Annotated in this window: 23 protein-coding genes and 2 tRNA genes; 22 read left to right on the plus strand and 3 right to left on the minus strand. The window is 46.8% G+C overall.

Annotated features, from left to right (window positions below; translation table 11 throughout):
* Window positions 1-5 precede the first annotated feature (5 nt).
* The 12 genes from ICN39_RS06165 to ICN39_RS06220 all read left to right on the plus strand — a co-directional run bounded on the left by ICN39_RS06165 (window position 6) and on the right by ICN39_RS06220 (window position 8,700).
* Window positions 6-82, plus strand: a tRNA-Val gene (locus ICN39_RS06165).
* Between the two features lie 132 nt (window positions 83-214).
* Window positions 215-2,137, plus strand: coding sequence for a threonine--tRNA ligase (thrS, locus tag ICN39_RS06170; RefSeq protein WP_216233284.1), 1,923 nt, complete (start codon window positions 215-217; stop codon window positions 2,135-2,137).
* A gap of 42 nt (window positions 2,138-2,179) precedes the next feature.
* Window positions 2,180-2,704: a translation initiation factor IF-3 gene (gene infC, locus ICN39_RS06175; RefSeq protein ID WP_215322295.1), complete on the plus strand. Its 525-nt coding sequence runs from the start codon at window positions 2,180-2,182 to the stop codon at window positions 2,702-2,704.
* A 127-nt stretch (window positions 2,705-2,831) separates the two neighbouring features.
* On the plus strand, window positions 2,832-3,029 hold the full coding sequence (gene rpmI, locus ICN39_RS06180) for a 50S ribosomal protein L35 (RefSeq protein ID WP_046330084.1): 198 nt from the start codon (window positions 2,832-2,834) through the stop codon (window positions 3,027-3,029).
* A gap of 25 nt (window positions 3,030-3,054) precedes the next feature.
* Complete coding sequence (gene rplT / locus ICN39_RS06185) at window positions 3,055-3,420, plus strand: 50S ribosomal protein L20 (protein ID WP_011902675.1); 366 nt, start codon at window positions 3,055-3,057, stop codon at window positions 3,418-3,420.
* A 25-nt stretch (window positions 3,421-3,445) separates the two neighbouring features.
* A complete protein-coding gene (gene pheS / locus ICN39_RS06190) occupies window positions 3,446-4,492 on the plus strand; it encodes a phenylalanine--tRNA ligase subunit alpha (RefSeq protein WP_216233185.1) in 1,047 nt (348 codons plus the stop codon).
* A gap of 24 nt (window positions 4,493-4,516) precedes the next feature.
* Window positions 4,517-6,973, plus strand: coding sequence for a phenylalanine--tRNA ligase subunit beta (pheT, locus tag ICN39_RS06195; RefSeq protein WP_216233186.1), 2,457 nt, complete (start codon window positions 4,517-4,519; stop codon window positions 6,971-6,973).
* Window positions 6,974-7,026: 53 nt separating this feature from the next.
* Complete coding sequence (locus tag ICN39_RS06200) at window positions 7,027-7,350, plus strand: integration host factor subunit alpha (protein WP_072582283.1); 324 nt, start codon at window positions 7,027-7,029, stop codon at window positions 7,348-7,350.
* The gene (locus ICN39_RS06205) at window positions 7,328-7,678 is read left to right on the plus strand and encodes a MerR family transcriptional regulator (protein WP_216233187.1); all 351 of its coding nucleotides are present in this window, start codon (window positions 7,328-7,330) and stop codon (window positions 7,676-7,678) included. The genes ICN39_RS06200 and ICN39_RS06205 overlap by 23 nt, the downstream gene beginning before the upstream one ends.
* 24 nt (window positions 7,679-7,702) lie before the next feature.
* Window positions 7,703-7,779, plus strand: a tRNA-Pro gene (locus ICN39_RS06210).
* Window positions 7,780-7,816: 37 nt separating this feature from the next.
* Window positions 7,817-8,230 carry a PaaI family thioesterase gene (locus ICN39_RS06215; protein ID WP_216233188.1) on the plus strand — a complete coding sequence of 138 codons (414 nt, stop codon included), beginning with the start codon at window positions 7,817-7,819 and terminating at the stop codon, window positions 8,228-8,230.
* A 185-nt stretch (window positions 8,231-8,415) separates the two neighbouring features.
* Entirely contained in the window at window positions 8,416-8,700 is a 285-nt protein-coding gene (locus tag ICN39_RS06220; protein ID WP_216233189.1) for an H-NS family nucleoid-associated regulatory protein, read from the plus strand.
* 84 nt (window positions 8,701-8,784) lie between these two features.
* Here ICN39_RS06220 and ICN39_RS06225 read toward each other — a convergent pair whose 3' ends face one another.
* Window positions 8,785-9,483 carry an excisionase family DNA-binding protein gene (locus ICN39_RS06225; protein ID WP_216233190.1) on the minus strand — a complete coding sequence of 233 codons (699 nt, stop codon included), beginning with the start codon at window positions 9,481-9,483 and terminating at the stop codon, window positions 8,785-8,787.
* Window positions 9,484-9,782: 299 nt separating this feature from the next.
* On the opposite strand from ICN39_RS06225, the gene ICN39_RS06230 reads away from it, so the two are divergent.
* From ICN39_RS06230 to bamC, 9 genes are all read left to right on the plus strand, one after another.
* A complete protein-coding gene (locus ICN39_RS06230; RefSeq protein WP_216233191.1) occupies window positions 9,783-12,638 on the plus strand; it encodes a 2-oxoglutarate dehydrogenase E1 component in 2,856 nt (951 codons plus the stop codon).
* Between the two features lie 48 nt (window positions 12,639-12,686).
* A complete protein-coding gene (gene odhB / locus ICN39_RS06235) occupies window positions 12,687-13,889 on the plus strand; it encodes a 2-oxoglutarate dehydrogenase complex dihydrolipoyllysine-residue succinyltransferase (protein ID WP_216233192.1) in 1,203 nt (400 codons plus the stop codon).
* Between the two features lie 12 nt (window positions 13,890-13,901).
* A complete protein-coding gene (lpdA, locus tag ICN39_RS06240; RefSeq protein ID WP_216233193.1) occupies window positions 13,902-15,338 on the plus strand; it encodes a dihydrolipoyl dehydrogenase in 1,437 nt (478 codons plus the stop codon).
* Window positions 15,339-16,442 (plus strand): cell division protein ZapE, encoded by a 1,104-nt coding sequence (gene zapE, locus ICN39_RS06245; RefSeq protein ID WP_216233194.1) that lies wholly within the window; start codon window positions 15,339-15,341, stop codon window positions 16,440-16,442.
* Window positions 16,443-16,451: 9 nt separating this feature from the next.
* Entirely contained in the window at window positions 16,452-17,303 is an 852-nt protein-coding gene (locus ICN39_RS06250) for a 3',5'-nucleoside bisphosphate phosphatase (protein WP_216233195.1), read from the plus strand.
* Window positions 17,304-17,356: 53 nt separating this feature from the next.
* A complete protein-coding gene (locus ICN39_RS06255; protein ID WP_216233196.1) occupies window positions 17,357-18,559 on the plus strand; it encodes a tryptophan--tRNA ligase in 1,203 nt (400 codons plus the stop codon).
* Between the two features lie 9 nt (window positions 18,560-18,568).
* A complete protein-coding gene (locus ICN39_RS06260; RefSeq protein WP_216233197.1) occupies window positions 18,569-19,132 on the plus strand; it encodes a bifunctional 2-polyprenyl-6-hydroxyphenol methylase/3-demethylubiquinol 3-O-methyltransferase UbiG in 564 nt (187 codons plus the stop codon).
* Window positions 19,133-19,209: 77 nt separating this feature from the next.
* Window positions 19,210-20,082, plus strand: coding sequence for a 4-hydroxy-tetrahydrodipicolinate synthase (dapA, locus tag ICN39_RS06265; RefSeq protein ID WP_216233285.1), 873 nt, complete (start codon window positions 19,210-19,212; stop codon window positions 20,080-20,082).
* A complete protein-coding gene (gene bamC, locus ICN39_RS06270; protein ID WP_216233198.1) occupies window positions 20,079-21,227 on the plus strand; it encodes an outer membrane protein assembly factor BamC in 1,149 nt (382 codons plus the stop codon). Before dapA ends, bamC begins: the two co-directional genes overlap by 4 nt.
* A gap of 61 nt (window positions 21,228-21,288) precedes the next feature.
* Here the strand turns inward: bamC and ICN39_RS06275 are convergent, their stop codons facing one another.
* Both ICN39_RS06275 and ICN39_RS06280 read right to left on the minus strand, forming a co-directional pair.
* On the minus strand, window positions 21,289-21,456 hold the full coding sequence (locus ICN39_RS06275; protein ID WP_216233199.1) for a hypothetical protein: 168 nt from the start codon (window positions 21,454-21,456) through the stop codon (window positions 21,289-21,291).
* 109 nt (window positions 21,457-21,565) lie between these two features.
* Entirely contained in the window at window positions 21,566-22,798 is a 1,233-nt protein-coding gene (locus ICN39_RS06280; protein ID WP_216233200.1) for a cupin domain-containing protein, read from the minus strand.
* A gap of 54 nt (window positions 22,799-22,852) precedes the next feature.
* On the opposite strand from ICN39_RS06280, the gene ICN39_RS06285 reads away from it, so the two are divergent.
* Window positions 22,853-23,455: a peptidylprolyl isomerase gene (locus ICN39_RS06285; protein WP_216233286.1), complete on the plus strand. Its 603-nt coding sequence runs from the start codon at window positions 22,853-22,855 to the stop codon at window positions 23,453-23,455.
* Window positions 23,456-23,514 lie beyond the last annotated feature (59 nt).

The following is a 23,514-nucleotide window of genomic DNA, read 5'->3' on the forward strand; positions in this document are numbered from 1 at the left end:
TGTATAGGCTCGTAGCTCAGCTGGTTAGAGCACCACCTTGACATGGTGGGGGTCGTTGGTTCGAGTCCAATCGAGCCTACCAACGAATAAGACCCGAAAGGAGTGCCGAAGCATTCAGTCGGACTTCAAAGAGGCGCGGATGCCCTAAAGCTACCGCGCTTTCTTTTTGGGAAAGATGTTAGTAATGAAGTTCAGTAAAGAAGATGGGGTCATCATGCTTGTAGTTACTCTGCCCGATGGATCAAAACGTGAGTTTGAGGCACCAGTTCGTGTAGCGGATGTTGCGCAAAGCATCGGCAGCGGTCTTGCGAAAGCTGCTTTAGGCGGCATCGTAGATGGCAAGATGGTTGATACCAGTTTTGTGATTGATAAAGACAGTCAATTGGCGATCATCACTGACAAGAGCCCAGAAGCGCTCGAGATCGTGCGTCACTCTACAGCGCACTTATTGGCATACGCTGTTAAAGAATTATTTCCTGAGGCGCAAGTCACCATTGGCCCTGTGATTGAGAATGGTTTTTACTATGACTTCTCCTATCATCGCCCATTTACTCCGGATGACTTAGTCGCTCTCGAAAAGAAAATGTCTGAGCTCGCTAAAAAAGATGAGCCAGTAACACGTACCGTAATGCCACGCGATGAGGCTGTTGAGTTTTTCAAGAAGCAAGGCGAAAACTACAAAGCGGAATTAATTGCCAGCATTCCACAGGGCGAGGATGTTTCTTTGTATGCCGAAGGTAAGTTCACTGACCTTTGCCGTGGCCCGCACGTGCCATCTACCGGCAAGCTCAAGGTATTTAAGCTGATGAAGCTTGCTGGTGCTTACTGGCGAGGCGATAGCAAGAATGAGATGCTGCAACGTATATACGGCACTGCATGGTTGCGTAAAGAAGATCAAGATGCTTACTTGCATATGCTCGAAGAATCAGAGAAGCGTGATCACCGCCGTCTCGGTAAGCAACTTGATTTATTCCATTTCCAGGAAGAAGCGCCAGGGTTAATTTTCTGGCATCCAAAAGGTTGGTCTATTTGGCAAGAGGTTGAGCAATACATGCGTCGCGTGTATCAGCAAGAAGGTTACCAAGAGGTTAAAGCGCCACAGATTTTGGATCGCGGTCTTTGGGAAAAATCTGGTCACTGGGAAAACTACAAAGAAAATATGTTCACGACCGAGTCGGAGAATCGTGCTTATGCATTAAAGCCGATGAACTGTCCTGGCCACGTACAAATTTATAACTCTGGCTTACATAGCTATCGTGAATTGCCATTGCGTTTTGGTGAGTTCGGTCAGTGTCACCGTAATGAACCATCCGGTGCGTTACATGGTTTGATGCGTGTGCGGGGTTTCACACAAGATGATGGCCATATCTTCTGTACAGAAGATCAAATTCAATCCGAAGTCGCTGCTTTTGATAAAGCAGTTCGCGCCGTGTATCAGGATTTTGGCTTTACCGAAGTGGCTGTAAAGCTGGCTTTACGTCCCGCTAAGCGTGTAGGCGATGATGCCATTTGGGATAAAGCAGAAGAGGCCCTTCGTGGCGCCCTCAAGGCCTCAGGCCAAGAGTGGGAAGAGCTGCCAGGCGAAGGTGCTTTTTATGGCCCCAAGATCGAATATCACCTCAAGGACTCCATTGGGCGTACTTGGCAGTGCGGCACGATTCAAGTGGATTTCTCAATGCCAGCCCGTTTAGGTGCTGAATATGTTGCCGAAGACAATACTCGCAAGACCCCAGTCATGCTTCATAGAGCAATTGTTGGCTCCTTAGAGCGTTTTATCGGCATTTTGATCGAAAATCATGCTGGAAACATGCCTGTTTGGTTGGCTCCGACCCAGGCCGTAGTGCTCAATATCTCCGGAAATTCAGCTGCATATGCACAAAAAGTACAGCAATTGCTGAAAAAACAAGGGTTTAGAGTCGAATCCGATTTGCGGAACGAGAAAATTACGTATAAAATACGCGAGCACGCATTACAAAAGACTCCATTTTTGCTAGTTGTAGGTGATAAAGAGTCTGAAAGTAATACGGTGGCCGTTCGTGCCCGTGGCGGAGTGGATTTAGGTGTAATGCCTCTTGATGCCTTCGTTGCCCGACTCCAGCAGGATATATCCCAGAAAGTCGGACCCGAGCCTAGCTAGGGTTAGAACGGTTTTTATTGTTTTTTTAAAGGAATCAAGAAGATCGCTACTGAAAAATTGCAGCGCATTAACCGGGAAATTACTGCTCCTGAAGTGCGTTTGATTGGAATTGATGGAGAGCCCATCGGTGTAGTTAAGTTGAGTGAAGCCTTGGCTTTAGCGGAAGAGAAAGAAACCGATTTGGTTGAAATTGCTCCGACGGCTGTGCCACCTGTAGTCCGCATCATGGACTTCGGCAAATTCAAATACCAAGAAGCCAAGCGGATGCATGAAGCTAAGCTGAAGCAAAAAGTCATTCAGGTGAAGGAAGTGAAATTCCGTCCTGGTACTGATGATGGTGACTATGGTGTAAAGCTACGCAATCTAATCCGCTTTTTGGAAGATGGCGATAAGACAAAGATTACGCTGCGGTTTCGGGGTCGTGAAATGGCCCACCAAGAAATCGGAGTCAGAGTGTTGGAGCGTTTGAAGTTGGACCTCGTTGAGTACGGTCAAGTTGAACAGTTTCCAAAGATGGAAGGCCGCCAGATGGTGATGGTTTTGGCCCCCATTCGTAAGGCTAAGTAACTAGGTTCTACCTGGTTCTTGTGTAGTGAGGTGTCGTAAGACGCCGGTAGTTTGAAGTGCTTCTGGGTACAGGAAGAGTAACCGTCGGTTACCACCTATGTTGCACAAGTAATTGAAGGGGTGCTTTATGCCCAAGATGAAGAGCAAGAGTAGCGCTAAAAAGCGCTTCACGGTTCGCGCAGGCGGAACGATTAAACGAGGACAGGCTTTCAAACGCCACATCCTTACCAAGAAGACCACAAAGAATAAGCGTCACTTACGTGGTACTACCGAAGTTGCGAAAGCTGACGTTAAGTCAATTCGCTCCATGCTTCCATACGCTTAACCTCAGACTAGATTAGGAGAAATAAATGCCAAGAGTCAAACGTGGGGTTACAGCAAGAGCCCGTCATAAGAAAATCACCGATGCTGCTACAGGTTACCGTGGCCGTCGTAAGAACGTATTCCGTATTGCTAAGCAAGCGGTTATGCGTGCTGGTCAATATGCATATCGTGACCGTCGCAATAAGAAACGTGTATTCCGTGCTTTGTGGATTGCTCGTATCAACGCGGCAGTTCGTCAGCATGACATGACCTATAGCGTATTCATGAATGGTATGAAGAAAGCTGCGATCGAACTCGACCGCAAAGTGCTTTCTGATATGGCCATTGCTGACAAAGCAGCTTTTGCTGCTTTGGTTACTCGGATCAAATCCGTAGTAAACGCTGCAGCTTAATTTTAGTTTTCTAAACTAAGCTGCAATGGTTTCTCTCGACCACATTGTCGAGGATGCTAAACGTGATTTCCTCGGAGCTGCCGATGCGGCAGCTCTAGAGGACGCGAAAGCCAAGTATCTCGGTAAGTCAGGTGTTCTCACTGAGCGTTTAAAAGCGCTTGGTGCAATGTCGCCTGAAGAGCGCAAGAGTGCTGGCGCCCAAATTAATCAAATCAAAACCCAAGTAGAAGTTGCATTACAAGAGCGTCGCCAAGCTTTGGCTGATGCCGTGTTGGTGCAGCGTCTTGCGGCGGAGTCCATCGATGTTTCCTTGCCTGGCCGTGGCCAAGCGGTAGGTAGCTTGCATCCTGTCATGCGCACCTGGGAGCGTGTTGAAGAGATCTTCCGCTCGATTGGTTTTGATGTAGCAGATGGCCCTGAAATTGAAACCGATTGGTTTAATTTCACCGCCTTAAATAGCCCCGAGAATCATCCTGCACGTTCAATGCAGGACACCTTTTATATCGATGGCAAAGATTCCAATGAGAAGCCTTTGTTATTGCGCACGCATACCAGCCCTATTCAGGTCCGTTATGCGAGTGAACATGTTAAGAAATACGCTCATGCAGATGTAATGCCACCAATCAAAGTGATTGCGCCTGGTAGAACCTATCGTGTAGATAGTGATGCAACGCACTCACCAATGTTCCATCAGGTTGAAGGCTTGTGGATTGCAGAGAGCGTCTCATTTGCAGATCTCAAAGGTGTCTATACCGACTTCTTGAGAACCTTCTTTGAAACGAATGCATTGCAAGTTCGTTTCCGCCCTTCTTATTTCCCATTCACAGAACCTTCTGCTGAGATAGATATGGCCTTCGGTAGCGGCAAGCTTGCCGGCCGCTGGCTGGAGATCTCCGGAGCGGGGCAGGTTCATCCGAATGTATTGCGCAATATGGGTATTGATCCAGAGCGTTATACAGGTTTCGCATTTGGATCTGGTCTAGAGCGCTTAACGATGTTGCGTTACGGAGTGGATGACCTGCGTCTCTTCTTTGAAAACGATCTGCGTTTTTTGGCGCAGTTCCCTGCATAACCAAATCATTTACTAGATACCGCTATGCAATTTTCTGAATCTTGGCTTCGTCAGTATGTAAACCCATCACTCGATAGTGATGCGCTTGGTCATGCAATGACAATGGCCGGTTTGGAGGTTGAAGAGCGGCATTCCGTAGCGCCGGCATTCACGAAGATTGTGATTGCACAAATCTTATCTGCTGAGCAACATCCTGATGCAGATCGCTTGCGTGTTTGTAAGGTGGACGCTGGTACAGGTCAAGAATTACAAATTGTTTGTGGCGCACCCAATGCGCGTGCCGGCATCAAGATTCCATGCGCTATGGTTGGTGCTGAATTACCTCCTGCTGAAGCCGGTGGCAAGCCTTTCATGATCAAGGTTGGCAAACTGCGTGGTGTAGAAAGCCAAGGCATGCTGTGCTCTGGTCGAGAGCTTGGCCTTGGTGACGATCACGAGGGCATCTTAGAGTTGCCAGCCGATGCGCCGGTTGGAAAAGATATTCGTGAATACTTAGATCTCGATGATCAAATTTTTGTCATCAAGTTAACGCCAAATAAAGCTGATTGCCTTTCATTGATGGGGATGGCAAGAGAGGTTTCCGCTATTACTGGCGCTGCACTTTGTGCGCCGAAGTGGACGCCACCAGCAGTAACCATTGAAGATAAACGCAAAGTCACTGTAGACAGTAAAGAGCTTTGTGGCCGTTTTGCGGGACGTGTGATTCGTGGTGTAAATCCACAAGCTAAAACACCAGAATGGATCGTGCAACGTTTATCGCGTGCAGGACAAAGAAGTATTTCTGCATTGGTGGACCTTTCTAACTATGTGATGTTAGAAATGGGGCAGCCTACCCACGTGTTTGATATCGATAAATTGAATGGCGATATCGCCATTCGTTGGGCTAAAGCAGGTGAAACCCTCGAATTATTAAATGGTCAGACTGTGACTTTGCAGGGCCCTGACTCTGCCGGTAAGTTGCAAGATGCAGGTGTGGTTGCAGATCAATCTGGTCCAGTAGCTTTAGCTGGGATCATGGGCGGCAATCATTGCGCTGTATCTGATGACACCAAGAATATCTATGTTGAAGCAGCGTATTGGCTGCCTTCGGCCATCCAAGGTCGTGCCCGTCGCTTCAATTTCAGTACTGATGCTGCGCATCGTTTTGAGCGTGGCGTAGATCCGCTAAACACCATTAATTGTATAGAGTATCTGAGCGCTTTGATCGTTGAAGTATGTGGCGGTCAAGTTGGTCCAGTAGACGATCAAGTATTGAATGTGCCTGAGCGTAAGCCGGTCAAAATGCGTTTGGCTAGGGCGGAAAAAGTCATTGGTATTCCGCTCACCGAAGAAGTTGTTGCTGATGTATTCAAGCGCCTCGGTTTTGAATTTAAACAAGAAGGTGATGTCTTCGTCATAACTCCTCCGAGTTATCGTTTCGATATTGAAATTGAAGAAGATTTGATTGAAGAAGTCGCGCGCATGTACGGCTTTGAAAACATTCCCGATCAACCTCCGGTAGCCTCATTGAAGATGAGTGCTAAAGCAGAAGCAAAACGCGGCGTTCATTTATTGCGTCAGCGTTTGGCTCTCCAGGGTTATCAAGAAGCTGTGAACTTTGGTTTCACGGATCTCGAAAGTGAAAAGCTTTTAACTGGCGCTACTGAAAAAGACATCATTGCAGTACTTAACCCTATTGCCAGCCAATATGGTGTGATGCGCAGCACGCTATGGGGTGGTTTGTTAAATAACCTTAAAGCCAATTTGAATCGTGGAGCAGGGCGGGTACGATTGTTTGAGACTGGCCGTGTATTTAAGCGTGATGCCAATGTTCAGGAGGAGGCCGGCAAGGTAGCTGGTTTTCATCAACCGCAAAAAATGGGCGGCATTGCTTATGGTTCATTTGTTCCAGAGCAATGGGCTAACGCAACCCGTGCGGTAGATTTCTTCGACGTAAAGGGTGATCTTGAGCGTGTATTAGATCCCTTGCATTTTGTAACTGAAGCTGCGCAACATCCAGCTTTGCATCCTGGTCGCAGTGCGAAGATATTCTTGACTGTAGCCAAGAATCGCATTGAAGTGGGGCTCATTGGTGAGCTTCACCCCGGCTTGCAACAGGCTTACGAGTTACCGCAGGCACCTGTTTTATTTGAATTGGACTTGAATCCTATTCGTGAGCTTGGCTTACCTGTGCCTGAGGAGTTGAGTAAATTCCCCGCAGTGCAACGTGATTTAGCCTTGGTGGTTAAGCAAGGCGTTTCCGCACAGTCCTTGTTAGACGCAATGGCTGCTAGCAAGCAAAATTTTGTGCGTAACATTGAGCTCTTTGATGAATTCAAACCTAAAGCCGGTTCAAGCAGTATGGCGGATGATGAGAAGAGTTTGGCTTTCCGAGTAACCCTGTTAAACCCTAATGAAACTTTACAGGATCCCCAAATTGATGCAGTAATGACTGCTTTATTGGGCGCGGTTGAGAAAAAGTGCGCAGCCCGGTTGCGCTAGGTTTAGTATTAGATATAAATCAAATAATTAATTAGTTACCAAAGAGACAAACAATGACTGAATTGATTTCTAATGACACCGTTACTAAGAATGAGCTATCTGAAGCTCTTTTTGATCAAGTCGGACTAAATAAGCGCGAAGCAAAAGATATGATCGATGCATTCTTCGATCGTGTTGGCCAGTCTCTTGAAGCGGGTGTAGAAGTCAAGATCTCCGGCTTTGGTAATTTTCAGTTGCGTAATAAATCGGCTCGTCCTGGCCGAAATCCAAAGACAGGTCAAATGATTCCGATTGCAGCTAGACGCGTAGTTACTTTTCACGCAAGTCAAAAGCTTAAAGATGTAGTGGAGTCACATGCTCGAGAAAACCGAGTTTGATGCTAGCTCAGTACTGCTGAGCTCTCAACTTCCTCCGATACCTGCAAAGCGGTACTTCACAATTGGTGAGGTTGCTGATCTTTGCGGCGTACGTTCACACGTTCTTCGTTATTGGGAGCAGGAGTTTTCTCAGTTAAGCCCTCAGAAGCGCCGTGGTAACCGGCGCTACTATCAGCATCACGAAGTCGTCTTAATCAGAAAGATTCGCTCTCTTCTCTATGAAGAGGGGTTTACCATCAGCGGCGCCAGAAACCGTCTTGATGAAGCTCGTGGCGACCTACGCCTACGTGAAGAATTGCAAGCTGTTCTGCAGATTCTCTCTAAATAGTTACTGATACAATTTTCATTTCGTCGGGGCGTAGCGCAGCCTGGTAGCGTACATGCATGGGGTGCATGTGGTCGGAGGTTCAAATCCTCTCGCCCCGACCATTCAAACTAATCCCACCATCTCAAAAGCACTAGCTCCATGACAAGCAATACAAAACCTGTTGAATACTTTGGTCTCAAGATTCCTTTTTTGGCCCATTTAGGCGTAGTTCCTGAGTATGCGAAAGAAGGTAAGTCACGAATTAGCTTAGACTTTAAGCCTGAGTATGAGAATAGCTTTGGTATTGCCCATGGCGGCGTCATCATGACGCTACTGGATTTTGCGATGGGGGCAGCAGCCAGAAGCATCTCTGATGTTCCTTTGGGGGCTATGACCATTGATATGTCGGTCAGTTTTCTGCGCCCAAGTACCGGCAAAATCGTGGTGGAAGGTACTATCCTGAAGCCAGGAAAGACGATTAATTACTGCGAAGCTATTGTTATGAATGAAGCGGGGGAGATAACAGCCAAATCAAGTGGTACCTTTATGCTCAGAAAATCAAAATCAGTTTAAGTAAATATAATATTTATAAAGATTATGTCTTTTATTAAGCTGAACTGATATATCCCTAATAAATATAGTTTATTATTTCAAATAATATATATTGCCTGATTGATTAATAATTATATATAATCATAGTCTAATATGGCTTATATAAGTCATATAAAACAACCTATTATTTGGAGAGTGAAAAGAATATGTCTTCTTATAAAGAACTTTTAGCCCAACGCGAGCAGTTGGATAAACAGATTAAAGAGGCAATTGCCCATGAGAAGGCTGATGGCATTGCCAAGGCAAAAGTCATCATTGAGCAATATGGATTAACTGCATCAGACTTATTTAGCCGTAAAGCCGGTGTAAAGAGTTCTGGCGGTAAAGTGGCTCCTAAGTACCGCAATCCATCCACAGGTGAAACCTGGACTGGTCGCGGTAAGGCGCCAAAGTGGATTGAGGGCAGAGATCGCAGTAGCTATTTGATCTAAGTATCTGTTTTACATCAGCTTTTGTATAAAAGGCCGCTTAAAGCGGCCTTTATCTTTATATCCTTTCTTATCCCTTACTCATCTTTAAGCACACTTTCTAGCTAGTGCTTCGACAAATAGGGGTTCTAGTAGCTCATGTCGACTGCCATGAGGCCAGTTTCCCTCGGTTTCTGGATTAGTTGCAGGGTAGCCAATAATGAGTGGATTTAAGTCAATTAAGCCGTTTTCAAGCTCCTGTTTGATGCTTTCGCTCAAGGGATGTTTGCCGCCAGAATTCTCATCGGCCAGTGCAACTACGCCAGGATGCAGCTTGATAAAACCTTCATCTACTAGAATAGGTATGCGCTGTGTATCCTTGTTTTTACTCAAATAATGGATTAGATGGACCTGTTCTACAGGTGGAATAAGGGCGTCTAAAAAGATCAAATCCGGGGCAATGGAGACGGCCTTCATTAAGCCTTCTAGGCTATCTACCGACATTTCCATGTCTACTTTAAGTTGCCAATCCGCAATAGAGTCTAATAATTCTTGGCCATTCTCAGATCTTCTAAATATCCCCATAGCTACACAGTTTTGAGTGGTCTTTTGCCGCATCGCTCTTTTTCTACGCTGTAATTGCTGCTCTAAAGAGCTCGCTAATATACGTCTGTGGCCGCCACGGGTTTTCCAGGCAATGAGCTCACCCAATTCCACCATTTTCTGCACGGTGCCCAAAGAAACCTGTAAAACCTTGGCGCTTTGACGGGTGCTGAGATATTCCGTTTCTGGGGTAATTGATTTCATATTTCCCTTAATTTCATTTAATTGTTTGAAGATTTAGAGAATAAAAATCAAAATCATTTGAATCTGTCGGTAAACCTTTAAAGCAGGGTAGGAAAGTTCTTATTAATTCTCTTTTGTAGGGAGATACCCCAAAATCCCGTGAAATCAGGGAAAGCCCTTTATGTATCAATGGTCATTCGTGTTAAATTACTGGCGTAGTACCAGTATTCGCACAGATCAATTCGCCAAACGGTAGAGCCGTGTAACGAATGGTTTTAACCACAGTTTTTATTCGGGAAGCCCGATGAAAGGTGAGCATCATGATGCAGGATCAAAGAGATAACTCCTATCTCTTCGGCGGAAACGCACCCTACGTAGAGGAACTCTACGAATCCTACTTGCACGATCCGGCTTCTGTAGCTGATCATTGGCGAGATTATTTCGATAACGTGAAACAGGTTCCTGCTGTTGACGGTTCATCTCGAACCGACATAGCCCATGCACCAATTGTTGCTTCATTTGCTGAGCGCGCTAAGCAAGGCCCCATCAGAACAATTTCTGATTCGGCTGACTCGGAGATGGGTCGCAAACGCGTTGCTGTTCAGCAGCTAATTGCCGCGTATCGTAACGTGGGCAATCGCTGGGCAAACTTAGATCCATTGAAGCGGACAGAGCGCCAGGATATTCCTGAGTTAGATCCCGCTTTCTATGGCTTTACTGATGGCGATATGGATATCGTCTTCAATACTAGTAATACATTCTTCGGTAGAAACGAAATGTCCTTGCGCGACTTGCTGCAGGCATTGCGCGAAACCTATTGCGGCACTATTGGTGTCGAGTTTATGTTTATTGCCGACCAGAAGATTAAGAAGTGGTGGCAAGAAAAATTAGAGTCCATTCGCTCAACCCCACAATTTAATGTGGATGAGATGCGTCATATCTTAGATCGCGTGACTGCTGCTGAAGGCTTGGAGCGTTACCTTCAGGCTAAGTATGTTGGTCAAAAGCGCTTCTCGCTTGAGGGCGGTGAAAGCTTCATTGCTTGTATGGATGAGTTGATTCGCGACTCTGGTAACAAAGGAATCCAAGAGATTGTGATTGGCATGGCCCACCGCGGTCGTCTCAACGTGTTGGTAAACACTTTGGGCAAAATGCCAAAAGACCTGTTTGCTGAGTTTGAGCACAAGGGTCCAGAAACATTGCCTGCGGGTGACGTTAAATACCACCAAGGTTTCTCAAGCGATATTTCTACGCCTGGCGGTCCAGTTCACTTGTCATTGGCATTTAACCCATCCCACTTAGAAATTGTCAACCCAGTAGTGGAAGGTTCTGCGCGTGCTCGTATGGAGCGTCGTGGTGATATGTTGGGCGAACAAGTCATGCCAGTGTTAGTTCACGGTGATGCTGCAATTGCAGGTCAGGGTGTGATGCAAGAAACATTGGCAATGTCAGAGGTTCGTGGTTATTCCACGGGCGGCACAATGCACATCGTCATTAATAACCAAATTGGTTTCACAACCTCAGACCCACGAGATCTGCGTTCAAGCTTGTATTGCACCGACATCATGAAGATTGTGGATGCCCCGGTATTGCACGTAAATGGTGATGACCCTGAAGCTGTAGTGTTGGCAACCAAGTTGGCTGTTGAGTTCCGCATGAAGTTCCATAAGGACGTTGCAGTTGACATTATTTGCTTCCGTAAATTGGGTCATAACGAGCAAGATACGCCTGCAATGACTCAGCCTTTGATGTACAAAATCATTGCTGCGCATCCTGGCGCACGTAAGCTCTATGCCGATAAATTAGAGGCTCAAGGCGTATTGCCTGCAGGCACTGGTGACCTTATGGTCAAGGAGTATCGTGCTGCCATGGATGAAGGTAGGCAGACTTCCGATCCTGTATTGAGTAACTTCAAAGGCAAGTTCGCGGTAGATTGGTCTCCATTCTTGAACAAGAAGTGGACTGATGAAGCGGATACAGCGATTCCACTAACCGAGTGGAAGCGCTTGGCTGAGAAGATTTCTACCATTCCCGAAGGCTTCAAGGCGCATCCATTGGTTGCTAAGGTCTACAACGATCGTGCTGCCATGGGTCGTGGCGAGGTCAATGTTGACTGGGGCATGGGAGAGCATATGGCTTTCGCTTCCTTGGTTGCGAGTGGCTACCCAGTTCGTTTATCTGGTGAAGATAGCGGGCGCGGTACCTTTACCCATCGTCACGCGGTATTGCATGAGCAAAACCGTGAGAAGTGGGATACCGGCACCTATGTTGCTCTCCAGCATGTGACTAAAGATCAAGCACCATTTGTGGTGATTGACTCCATTCTTTCTGAAGAGGCTGTACTCGGATTTGAATACGGCTATGCCGCTGCGGAACCAAATACCTTAACGATTTGGGAAGCCCAGTTCGGCGACTTCGCTAACGGTGCTCAAGTGGTTATTGACCAGTTCATCGCCTCTGGTGAAGTGAAGTGGGGTCGTGCAAACGGTTTGGTCATGATGTTGCCGCATGGTTATGAAGGCCAAGGCCCAGAGCATTCCTCTGCACGTCTTGAGCGCTTTATGCAGTTGTGTGCTGACACGAATATGCAAGTGATTCAGCCGACTACTGCGGCGCAAATCTTCCACGTGTTGCGTCGTCAAATGATTCGTCAGTTCCGCAAGCCGCTGATCTTGATGACTCCTAAATCATTGTTGCGCAATAAAGAAGCTGCATCACCTTTGTCTGAGTTCACTAAAGGCGGTTTCCAAACCATCATTGGCGAGCGTGATGAGTCTATTGATGCTAAGCAAGTAACTCGTTTGGTCATGTGTTCTGGCAAGGTCTATTACGACTTGGTTAAACAACGCGCTGAGAAAAAGATTGCCGATGTCGCGATCATTCGCTTAGAGCAGTTATATCCATTCCCGCACAAAGCATTGACTACTGAGATGAAGAAGTATCCGAAATTGGAAGATGTAGTGTGGTGTCAGGATGAGCCACAAAACCAGGGCGCCTGGTTCTTTGTTCAGCACAACATCTTGGAAAATATGTCTGATGGCATGAAGTTGGGCTATGCGGGCCGTCCTGCATCAGCATCACCAGCTTGTGGTTATGCCCATCTCCACCAAGAACAGCAGAAGTCATTACTGAATGCGGCGTTTGCCAAACTCAAAGGTTACGTGATCACGAAATAATCGTTTTCACAACTCAACATACACACATACATATAAACAGGATTAATCATGGCTATTTTCGAAGTTAAAGTCCCACAACTCTCCGAGTCAGTTGCTGAAGCAACTTTGTTGCAATGGAAAAAGAAGGTTGGTGACGCCGTAGGTCAAGACGAGATCTTGATCGAAATCGAAACAGATAAAGTTGTTCTAGAAGTTCCAGCTCCTTCCGCTGGTGTTTTGACAGAAATCGTTGTTGCTGACGGTGGCACTGTAGTTGCTGAGCAGTTGATCGCGAAAATTGATAGCACAGCTGTTGCCTCTGCCGCTCCTGCTGCAGCTGCTCCAGCTCCTGCCGCTGCAGCTGCTCCTGCGAAAGCAGCAGCTCCTGCTGCTAAAGCTGGCGTCGCCGCCGCTCCTTCGGCTGCAAAAATCCTTGCAGAAAAGAATATCGACGCTGGTCAAGTGGCAGGTTCCGGACGTGATGGTCGTATCACTAAAGGCGATGCATTGAATGCATCTGCAGGTGGTACTAAATCTGCTGCTTTGCCAAGCGCACCAGTTCCAATGGGCGATCGCCCAGAAGAGCGCGTGCCAATGAGCCGCTTGCGTGCTCGTATTGCTGAGCGTTTGCTAGAGTCACAAGCAAACAACGCTATCTTGACTACATTCAACGAAGTCAACATGGCTCCGATAATCGCAATGCGTAATAAGTATAAAGATCAGTTTGAAAAAGTACATGGCGTGAAGTTGGGCTTTATGTCCTTCTTTGTTAAAGCGGCTACTCATGCATTAAAGAAATTCCCACTCTTGAATGCTTCTGTTGATGGCAATGACATTGTTTACCACGGTTACTTTGATATTGGTATCGCAGTGAGCTCGCCACGTGGCTTGGTAGTTCCTATTTTGCGTGACGTTGACCAAATGAATTTGGCTGACATCGAGAAGAAAATTGCTGAGTTCGGCGCTAAAGCTCGCGATGGTAAGTTGTCGATTGAAGAATTGACTGGTGGCACATTCTCCATCTCTAACGGTGGTGTATTTGGCTCTATGTTGTCTACTCCGATCATTAATCCGCCGCAATCCGCTATTTTGGGTATCCATGCAACTAAAGATCGTGCTGTTGTTGAAAATGGTCAAGTTGTTGTGCGCCCAATTAATTACCTTGCTTTGTCATACGATCACCGCATCATTGACGGTCGCGAGGCTGTGCTTGGTTTAGTTGCTATGAAGGATGCCTTAGAAGATCCTTCACGCCTTCTCCTTGATTTGTAAGAAGGGAAGATCATGAGCCAAGCTTTTGACGTAGTGGTAATTGGTGCTGGCCCTGGTGGCTACATCGCCGCAATTCGTGCAGCGCAACTCGGTTTCAAGGTTGCCTGTGCTGAATCTAGTTCCTATGATGATCCTAAGGGTGAGACACGTTTGGGCGGCACCTGCCTAAACGTCGGTTGTATTCCCTCTAAGGCTTTGTTGGCATCTTCGGAAGAATTCGAAAAGATAAGCCATCACGCTGCGGATCATGGCATTAAAGTTGGCGCCGTCAGCATCGACTCTAAAAAGATGATCGCTCGTAAGGATGACATCGTTACCAAAATGACGGGTGGCATTCAGTACCTGTTCCGTAAAAACAAAATTACTTTGTTAAAAGGCCACGCTTCTTTTGAAGGCAAAGGCGCTGATGGTTATCAAGTCAAGATTGATGGCAAAGATAAAGAAACGGTTACCGCTAAGAATGTGATCATTGCAACTGGATCTAAAGCTCGCCACCTCCCAGGCATTACAGTTGATAACGTCTTAATCTGCGATAACGAAGGTGCTCTCAAGTTTGACTCCGCCCCTAAGAAATTGGGTGTCATCGGTGCCGGCGTGATTGGCTTAGAGTTGGGTTCTGTATGGCGTCGTCTCGGTGCTGAAGTCACGGTGCTTGAGGCAATGCCTTCATTCTTGGGTGCTTGCGATATCGGCATTGCTAAAGAAGCCCAAAAACTGTTTGCCAAGCAAGGCTTGAGTATCAATACTGGCGTGAAGATTGGCGATGTTAAAGCTGACAAGAAGGGTGTAGTGGTTAATTACACCGATAGCGCTGGTAAAGCCGCTAAGTTGGAATGCGAGCGCTTAATTGTTTCCGTTGGTCGTGTACCAAACACAGATAAATTAGGCCTGGACAAGATTGGCCTCAAAGTGGATGAGCGTGGCTTCATCCCAATTGATGACCACACTTGTGCTACTGCAGCGCCCGGCGTTTATGCTGTTGGTGACGTAGTGCGTGGTCCAATGTTGGCCCACAAAGCAGAAGATGAAGGTGTCTTGGTTGCCGAGGTGATTGCCGGACAAAAACCCCATATTGATTACAACTGTATTCCTTGGGTTATTTACACTGATCCTGAAATTGCATGGGTAGGTAAAACTGAACAAGCACTCAAAGAGGCGGGCGTTGCTTACAAAGCAGGTCAGTTCCCATTTGCTGCTAACGGCCGTGCATTAGGCATGGGTCGTGCTGATGGTTTCATCAAGGTGTTGGCTGATGCTAAGACTGATGAGATTCTTGGCGTACACATCATCGGTGCCAATGCTTCTGACTTAATCGCCGAAGCAGCGGTTGCGATGGAATTTAAAGCAGCAGCAGAAGATATTGCTCGTATCTGTCATGCACATCCAAGTTTGTCTGAAGTGATGCGCGAAGCAGCATTGGCGACAGACTCACGTGCATTAAATATGTAATTGAAAGCCATTGAGTTTTACCAGCAAGAGTTAAAGACGCGCGGGTATCAGAGCGATCCCGCGCAGCTTTGTGCTGTAGAACGTCTTCAGAAATGTGAAGACGAATGGATTGCTTACAAAGAAATCCGTAGCAATACCTTAAAGAAAAAGATTTTTAAACCAACTCTCCCTCGCGGCATTTACTTGTGGGGTGGGGTGGGTCGTGGCAAGTCTTTTTTAATGGACTGCTTTTATGCGGCCTCACCATTAGAAAAGAAAATCCGCATTCATTTTCATGAGTTCATGCGTGAAGTGCATCGTGAATTGCATGAGCTGTCAGGGATGGCGGACCCGCTTGATGAGCTTGCTAAGCGTATTTCAAGCCGTTATCGCCTCATTTGTTTTGACGAGTTTCATATTAATGACATCGCCGATGCAATGATTCTCTATCGCTTACTCAGCGCACTCTTTGCCGATCGCGTGCAGTTCGTGATGACCTCTAACTATCGACCAGACCAACTCTATCCCAATGGCTTGCATCGCGATAGATTGCTTCCGGCTATAAAGCTGTTGGAAGAGAAGCTCGATATTTTGAACGTAGATGCGGGCAATGATTACCGTCGTGTCCAAATGGCGCAAGTAGAGGCTTATCTCACGCCAGTGAATGCTGAAACACAAGTCATCCTCGGGCAAATGTTTCAAACCTTGATTGGCAATCAAAAGGAGGCGCGTAATCCAATCCTCAATATTGAGTCTCGTGAATTGCGACCACTTCACATGGCTGATGGTGTCGTTTGGTTTGACTTCAAAACTTTGTGTTGCGGCCCACGCTCACAAAATGATTATCTGGAAATCTCTAATCAGTTTCATACGGTAATTTTGTCTGGGGTACCTTATATGCCCCCAAAAATGACCAATGAAGCCCGCCGCTTTATTTGGCTTATTGATGTTTTATATGACCACAAGATTAAGTTAATCATGTCTGCTGAGGTCCCAGCCCCAGATTTGTACACTGAAGGTCAAATTACGGCCGAATTCTCACGAACCGTCTCCCGTTTGATTGAGATGCAGTCTCGCGACTACCTAGATGCGCCGCGCCGGGTAATTGATACCAGCTTGACCTAAAATAGGGTCATGAGTAGCTTTTCACCCCTAAATGCCGACTTGCATTGCCATTCAGTGATTTCTGATGGCACCTTGACGCCCGAACAATTAGCGGAGCGTGCCAAAGCCAATGGAGTGGACTTGTGGGCCCTGACTGATCATGATGAGTTAGGTGGTCAGAAGCGTGCCCGTGAAGCAGCTAGTGCTTTAAAGATGGATTACCTTGCTGGCGTAGAAATTTCCGTTACTTGGATGGGTGAGACTATTCATATTGTTGGCCTTGGAATTGATGCTGAGCATGCTGGCATCATCGAAGGACTTCGTCTTACGCGTGATGGTCGAGGTAATCGCGCCAAGCTCATGGCCGAACAATTACTCAAGGCGGGCATTCCTGGCGCTTATGAAGGTGCACTGCATTTCGCAGGTAATCATGACTTGATTTCAAGAACGCACTTTGCGCGTTTCTTGGTAGAGCAGGGTGTCTGTCGCAATACTGAGCATGTATTTAAAAATTATTTAATTGAAGGCAAGCCAGGCTATGTGCCTCATCAGTGGGCCAAGCTAGATAACGCCGTTAGCTGGATTAAGGCGGCAGGTGGTGTGGCTGTAATCGCGCACCCCGGTCGCTACAGTAGGCTCAATGCCATGCAAATGGATGAGCTCTATAAACACTTTAAGGATATAGGCGGCCTGGCGATTGAGGTGATTACTGGTAGTCATAGCCCCGACCAATACAAAACATTCGCAAAGATTGCACAGCAATATGGATTTTTAGCTTCGCGCGGTTCAGATTTTCATGATCCAAACGAAAGTCATATTGATTTAGGCACTTTGCCGCACTTACCAGACCATCTGACGCCAGTATGGTCTGCCTTTCATTAAATGACTGACCCATTAATTCCTTAATTACTTAACCACTTAGAAAAAGAATACAGATGTTTGCTGAACGCGTTCTCTCTGGCATGCGCCCAACCGGTAGCTTGCACTTGGGTCACTACCATGGTGTTTTAAAGAACTGGGTGCGCTTGCAGTCCGAGTACCCATGCTTCTTTTTTGTGGCTGATTGGCATGCCTTAACTACCCATTACGAGACTCCAGATGTGATTGAACAGTCTGTATGGGATATGGTGATTGATTGGTTAGCAACGGGTGTTGATCCAAACCAAGCAACTTTATTTATTCAGAGCAAAGTGCCTGAGCATGCTGAACTTTTTCTATTGCTCTCTATGGGAACCCCATTGGGTTGGCTTGAGCGGGTACCGACCTACAAAGATCAAATTGAGAAACTGAAAGAAAAAGATCTCCAAACTTATGGTTTCCTGGGCTATCCATTGCTGCAGGCGGCTGACATATTGATGTATCGCGCACAGTTGGTACCGGTGGGTGAAGACCAGGTCCCACACGTAGAGATGACCCGCGAAGTAGCGCGTCGCTTTAACTATCTTTACGGACGTGAACCAGGCTTTGAAGAAAAAGCTTTAGAAGCAGTTAAAAAATTAGGCAGCAAGCGCGCAAAGATGTATGCGGAATTACGTGTTGCCTTTCAAGAGCGTGGTGATGATGAGGCATTAGAGCAAGCAAAGGCTTTATTGCAAGAAGCTCAAAGTCTATCCATGGCCGACCGAGAAAGACTCTTTGGTTTCCTTGAGGGGGCTCGCAAAATTATTCTGCCTGAACCGCAAGCATTGCTGACAACAGCATCACGCATGCCTGGTATTGATGGTCAGAAGATGTCCAAGTCTTATGGCAACACCATTAGCATTCGCGAAAATCCGGAAGATGTGATTAAAAAGATTCGCACGATGCCAACAGATCCTGCGCGTGTTCGTAGAACAGACATTGGCGATCCTGCGCGTTGCCCAGTTTGGCAATTGCATACCGTTTACTCCAATGAAGAAACAAAACAATGGGTAGATAAAGGCTGTAAATCAGCTGGTATTGGCTGCCTCGAATGCAAGCAACCCGTGATTGATTCGATTCTTGCAGAGCAGCAGCCGATGTTCGAGCGTGCGCAGAAGTATCTGGATGACCCTAGCTTGCTCCGTTCCATCATTGCCGATGGTTGCGACAAGGCACGTAAGGTTGCTCAGGAAACCATGCGTGAGGTTCGCGAAGCAATGGGCCTTGCTTACGATTGAGCTCTAATCTTGCCTAGTTCGCATGATGCTATTCTGCATGCCTCTCCTTGGGTAAGGAGATTTGCACCTCTGATTCCAAAGGGTGGGGTGGTGTTGGATTTGGCTTGCGGCTCAGGAAGACACTCTGAGTTACTGGCCGGCTTGGGTCATGAGGTGCTAGCAGTTGACCAGGATGTCACGGCAGTAAGGTCTCTTGCCAATCCCTTGGTCACCCCAAAATGCCTGAATCTTGAAGAGGCAGATTGGCCCCTGAAGGGCTCTGAGTTCAGCGCGATTGTAGTGACCAACTACCTCTATCGTCCACACCTCGAGCAATTAGCCAAAATGCTACAAATAGGTGGTGTTTTGATCTACGAAACATTCGCCCTGGGAAATGAGGATTTTGGTAAGCCATCCAACCCCAATTTCCTGCTAAATCCAGGGGAATTGCTCGCTTTTGCCTCTTGTTATGGGCTTAAGGTAGCTGCTTATGAGGATATTTACGTAGATCAACCCAAACCAGCTATGGTTCAGCGCCTGTGCGCGGTAAAAGGTGAGCTAAAACAGCGCATTCCGTTACAATTTCAGGGTTAAGACAGCTAAAAATCGGTGCATATTCGGTGACAAATACAGCTCATTCCAAAGGTAGCAAAAAGCCCATTGCTGGCAGTATGCCGGCTATCGTGACTCCCATGTTCGAAGATGGCAGCTTGGATTACGCTAGCTTGCGTTCCTTGCTGGATTGGCATGTATCTGAAGGTACTGACGGCATTGTCATTGTTGGCACTAGCGGTGAGTCCCCAACAGTTTCTGTTGAAGAACATTGTGAGCTCATTCGCGTGACAGTGGAGCAGATTGCGGGACGTATTCCAGTGATTGCTGGGACTGGTGGCAACTCTACGATTGAAGCGATTGAATTAACTCAATTTGCAAAACAGGTTGGCGCCGATGCCAGCTTGCAGGTAGTGCCGTATTACAACAAGCCAACACAAGATGGCATGTTTGCGCACTTTAAAAAGATTGCTGAGTCTGTGGATTTGCCGGTGATTTTGTATAACGTTCCCGGTAGAACGGTTGCTGACTTGGCTGGCGAGACTGTGGTCCGTTTAGCAGGCGTGCCAGGCATTATTGGTATTAAAGAGGCCACAGGCAGTTTGGAGCGCGGCACCTTATTGATTAATGATCTCAAGCGTGCTGGCCATCAAGACTTTTCAGTATTTTCTGGCGACGATCTCACGGCTGCCATGTTGATGTTGATGGGTGGCAAAGGTAATATTTCCGTCACCGCTAATATTGCGCCACGTTTGATGCATGAGCTCTGCGTAGCTGCCATGTCTGATGACGTGAAGAGAGCCCGTGAAATCCAATATCAATTGATCGCAGTTCATAAAGCCATGTTTACAGAGGCTAACCCAATCCCAGTGAAGTGGGCATTACACGAAATGGGCAAGATTACTGCTGGCATTCGTTTGCCATTAACACCTTTAAGCAATTCCTTGCGTGAGCCTTTAAAGGCAGCGTTAAAACAGGCCAATCTATTATGATGAATTTGCTCCAACTATCCCGTCGATATTTATCGATTTTGGCCTTAATCGTTATCGGCTCCGCTGTATTGACTGCTTGTAAGTCAGTTACTAGTAGTGATACGGTTGATTACAAGAGCGCAGGCGCTGTGCGCGGCCCTAATTTGACATACCCTCCCGACTTGATCACGGCACAGGCTGATCGTCGCTACATCGTTCAGGATGGCGCAGCGACGATGTCTGAATACAATGCTGCCGTTAAGAAATCATCACAGATGCGCAGTAATGTCATGACAGGTATTCCTGGTATGCGTATTGCTCGTGATGGTGAGCGTCGTTGGTTGGTAGTTGAAAAACCAGCTCCTGAGCTCTATCCACAGGTAAAAGATTTTTGGCAAGAGAACGGTTTCTTGCTAGTGATAGATTCTCCTTCCACCGGCATCATGGAAACCGACTGGGCAGAAAATCGCGCGAAGATTGCGCAAGATTGGATTCGCTCTACGATTGGTGGCGCATTAGATACGATCTATGACACTGGTGAGCGTGATAAATATAAAACACGTTTAGAAGTTTCTAAGCCCGGTGAGACAGAGATTTACATTACTCAACGCGGTGCGATTGAGAAATGTACGACCGATACCACTGGCGCTTGTTTGTCAACCATCTGGACACCTCGTCCTAATGACCCAGAATTAGAAGCGGTATTTTTGGCGCGCTTGATGGAGCGTTTAGGCATGAGTCAAGAGCAAGCAAAAGCAATGGTCGCTGCGCCTCTTGGTCCTAAGACACCTAAAGCGAAGTTTGTGCAAGAAGGCGCAAACCAAGCTCATATCGAGCTCAGCGCAGGCTTTGATCGTTCTTGGCGTGATGTGGGCTTAGCCCTAGATCGTTCTAATTTCACGGTTGAAGATCGCAATCGCTCCAGTGGCGTTTACTACGTCCGCTATGTGAATCCTAAAGACTTAGGAGACACCAAAGGCTTCTTCTCTAATCTCTTTAGCAGTAAAGATGACTCGGGAATGAAAGCTAAAAAATATCAGGTGCTTGTGAAGAGTACTGGTGAGAATTCTGCAAATGTCTATGTACAGAATGCAGATGGCAAACCAGAAAATACGCCTGCTGGTTACCAATTGCTGACTTTGCTAACGGAGCAGCTAACTAAGTAGTAGTTTTTTAAAGTCAATAAAAAAGCCGCTTTTCAGCGGCTTTTTTTCTTCATGAAGAAGATTACTTCTTAGCATCAGCAGCAGGAGCAGCTGGAGCAGCAGCAGGAGCTTCAGCAGCAGGAGCAGCTGGAGCAGCAGCAGGAGCTTCAGCAGGTTTTGCTTCTTCTTTTTTTCCGCAAGCGGCCAAGGCGATTGCTAACATAGCAGCGAATACGAGTGACTTCTTCATTTGTAATTTCCTTTAAAAAATTAATAACAATTACCGGTAATTGTTCTTTGGATGTACCAAGGGATTGCCCCTAAGTAGTTTCCAGGAATTATTATATCCATCTCCGTATTCAGTGTTCAAAAACCACCCATCCTGCCAAATAAGCCTCATAAAGACTGGATTGATCAAGATGTTTAAGTCTGCCCGCGCTGAGTTCTTTTCGAGCTGAGAGTGTCTGCCAGGCCAAGAGAATATCGGGGGCTTGTCCCAGAGTCATGGATTCCCCATTGCAATACACCTGCTTACCAAGACTCAAAATGCGGGTTTGCGGATGGGGGAGAAGCCTGCTAGACCCAAGTTTCCTAAGGAATTCTTGGGGCCTTAGGGGTTTATCTGGAGCATCAAAAAGAGCTTGTTGTTTGGGTTCTGATAGGTAGGCGGTAATGCCAGGTAGAAATCCATCAATTTGGTCTAATTTCAGCTCCTTGAGTTTTGTTTCTAGTTGCTTGATAAGCTCTTCCGGTAATTGCTCCGCAGTATGAGTCGCACCTTGTTTGGGGTCTGCAAACTTATTCTCTAGCGCGGGAATCTCTTCCAAGGATTCTGCTAAGCGCCATAAACCTTCTTGTAGCAACTCTTTAAAGCTGGGCGAGCGAAATCCAACTGACCATGTTTGGCAACCCGCATCCAGCGCAATGCCATCATGGGCAACATGTGGCGGTAAATACAGCATATCGCCAGGCTCAAGAGTCCATTCTTGTTCGGGTTTAAAGTTACGTAGAATTTTTAGCGGCAGATTGGGGTTCAGGCTCAGATCTTTTTGCTCTGAAATTTTCCACTGTCTTCTGCCAGACATTTGTATCAAGAAGACGTCATAAGAATCAAAGTGAGGGCCAACGCCGCCCCCAACACCGGCAATGCTAACCATTAGGTCATCTAATCGCGCATCGGGAATAAAGCGGAACCACGACAGGATTTTTGAGGCTGCTGGGTGATGTGCTTCCATTCCTTGAAGTAGTAAGGTCCAGTTAGGCTTGTCGTTAGATGGAATTGCCTTTTTAGAAAGCGGTCCGCTATCAAAACTCCAGGGATTGGATTTAACCAGGCGGGCTTCTACCTCATCTTGCAGGGCGAATTTCAGCAACTCTTTGGTGGGAATGGGGCTATCTAGGGGTTCTCCATGCTGAGCCGAAAGGGCGAATGCCGGAATCGCCCCACGGATGAGCAGGGGCCTTTTATGCCAATATCGCGCCATGAACTGGTCCGGGCTAATCCCCCCAAACAAGGCCCAGGGCTCACCTAAAGGAAGCTTTGCAGGGGCCTGGGGTGGCTCATAGGGTTTGCTCAAGTAAAATGAGGTCATAAAGTAAAAAGCTGTTTAGAAACTGATTAAAAACGAATGTTCGACAAATTCCGCATGAAGATTGAAAAAAATACCATCGTATCCCTTCGCTATAAGTTAACCGATGCGCAAAATAATGTCATCGAGGAACCTGATTCTCCGATGGTATACCTGCACGGTGGTTATGAAGGTACTTTTCCTAAAATCGAGACTCTACTTGATGGCCAAGATATTGGTTATGAGGCCACGATTCAGCTCGAACCCAATGAAGCTTTTGGTGAATACGATCCTGAGCTCTTAAAGATCGAGCCCCGTGCGCGTTTTCCTGAGCCCTTAGAAGTTGGGATGCAGTTTGAAGGCGTGCCGGATGCGGAAGAGGATGCGGTTGTAGGTGATCCTGAGGATGATGAGCCTTTAATCTACACCGTTACCGATGTTGCAGATAGTCAGGTCGTGTTAGATGGCAATCATCCGCTAGCAGGCATGGCATTGCGTTTTTGGGTTCAAGTTGAAGATGTTCGCGCGGCTACTGAGGATGAAATTGAAAATCGCCATCCAGAAGGCGGCGAAAGTTTTTCATTTGGGATGCCTAATGATGATGGCGATGATGATGAAGATGAAGAATTTCCAGGTGGCGCAGTAGGTGGTGACAGTACTGGCCCACGTACTCTGCATTAATTCAAAACCAAACTGGTGCAAAAAAGGAATAGCATGCTATTCCTTTTTCTTTGCATCAT

Origin of the sequence: Polynucleobacter sp. AP-Reno-20A-A9, assembly GCF_018882085.1 — a bacterium.
GTDB lineage: Bacteria > Pseudomonadota > Gammaproteobacteria > Burkholderiales > Burkholderiaceae > Polynucleobacter.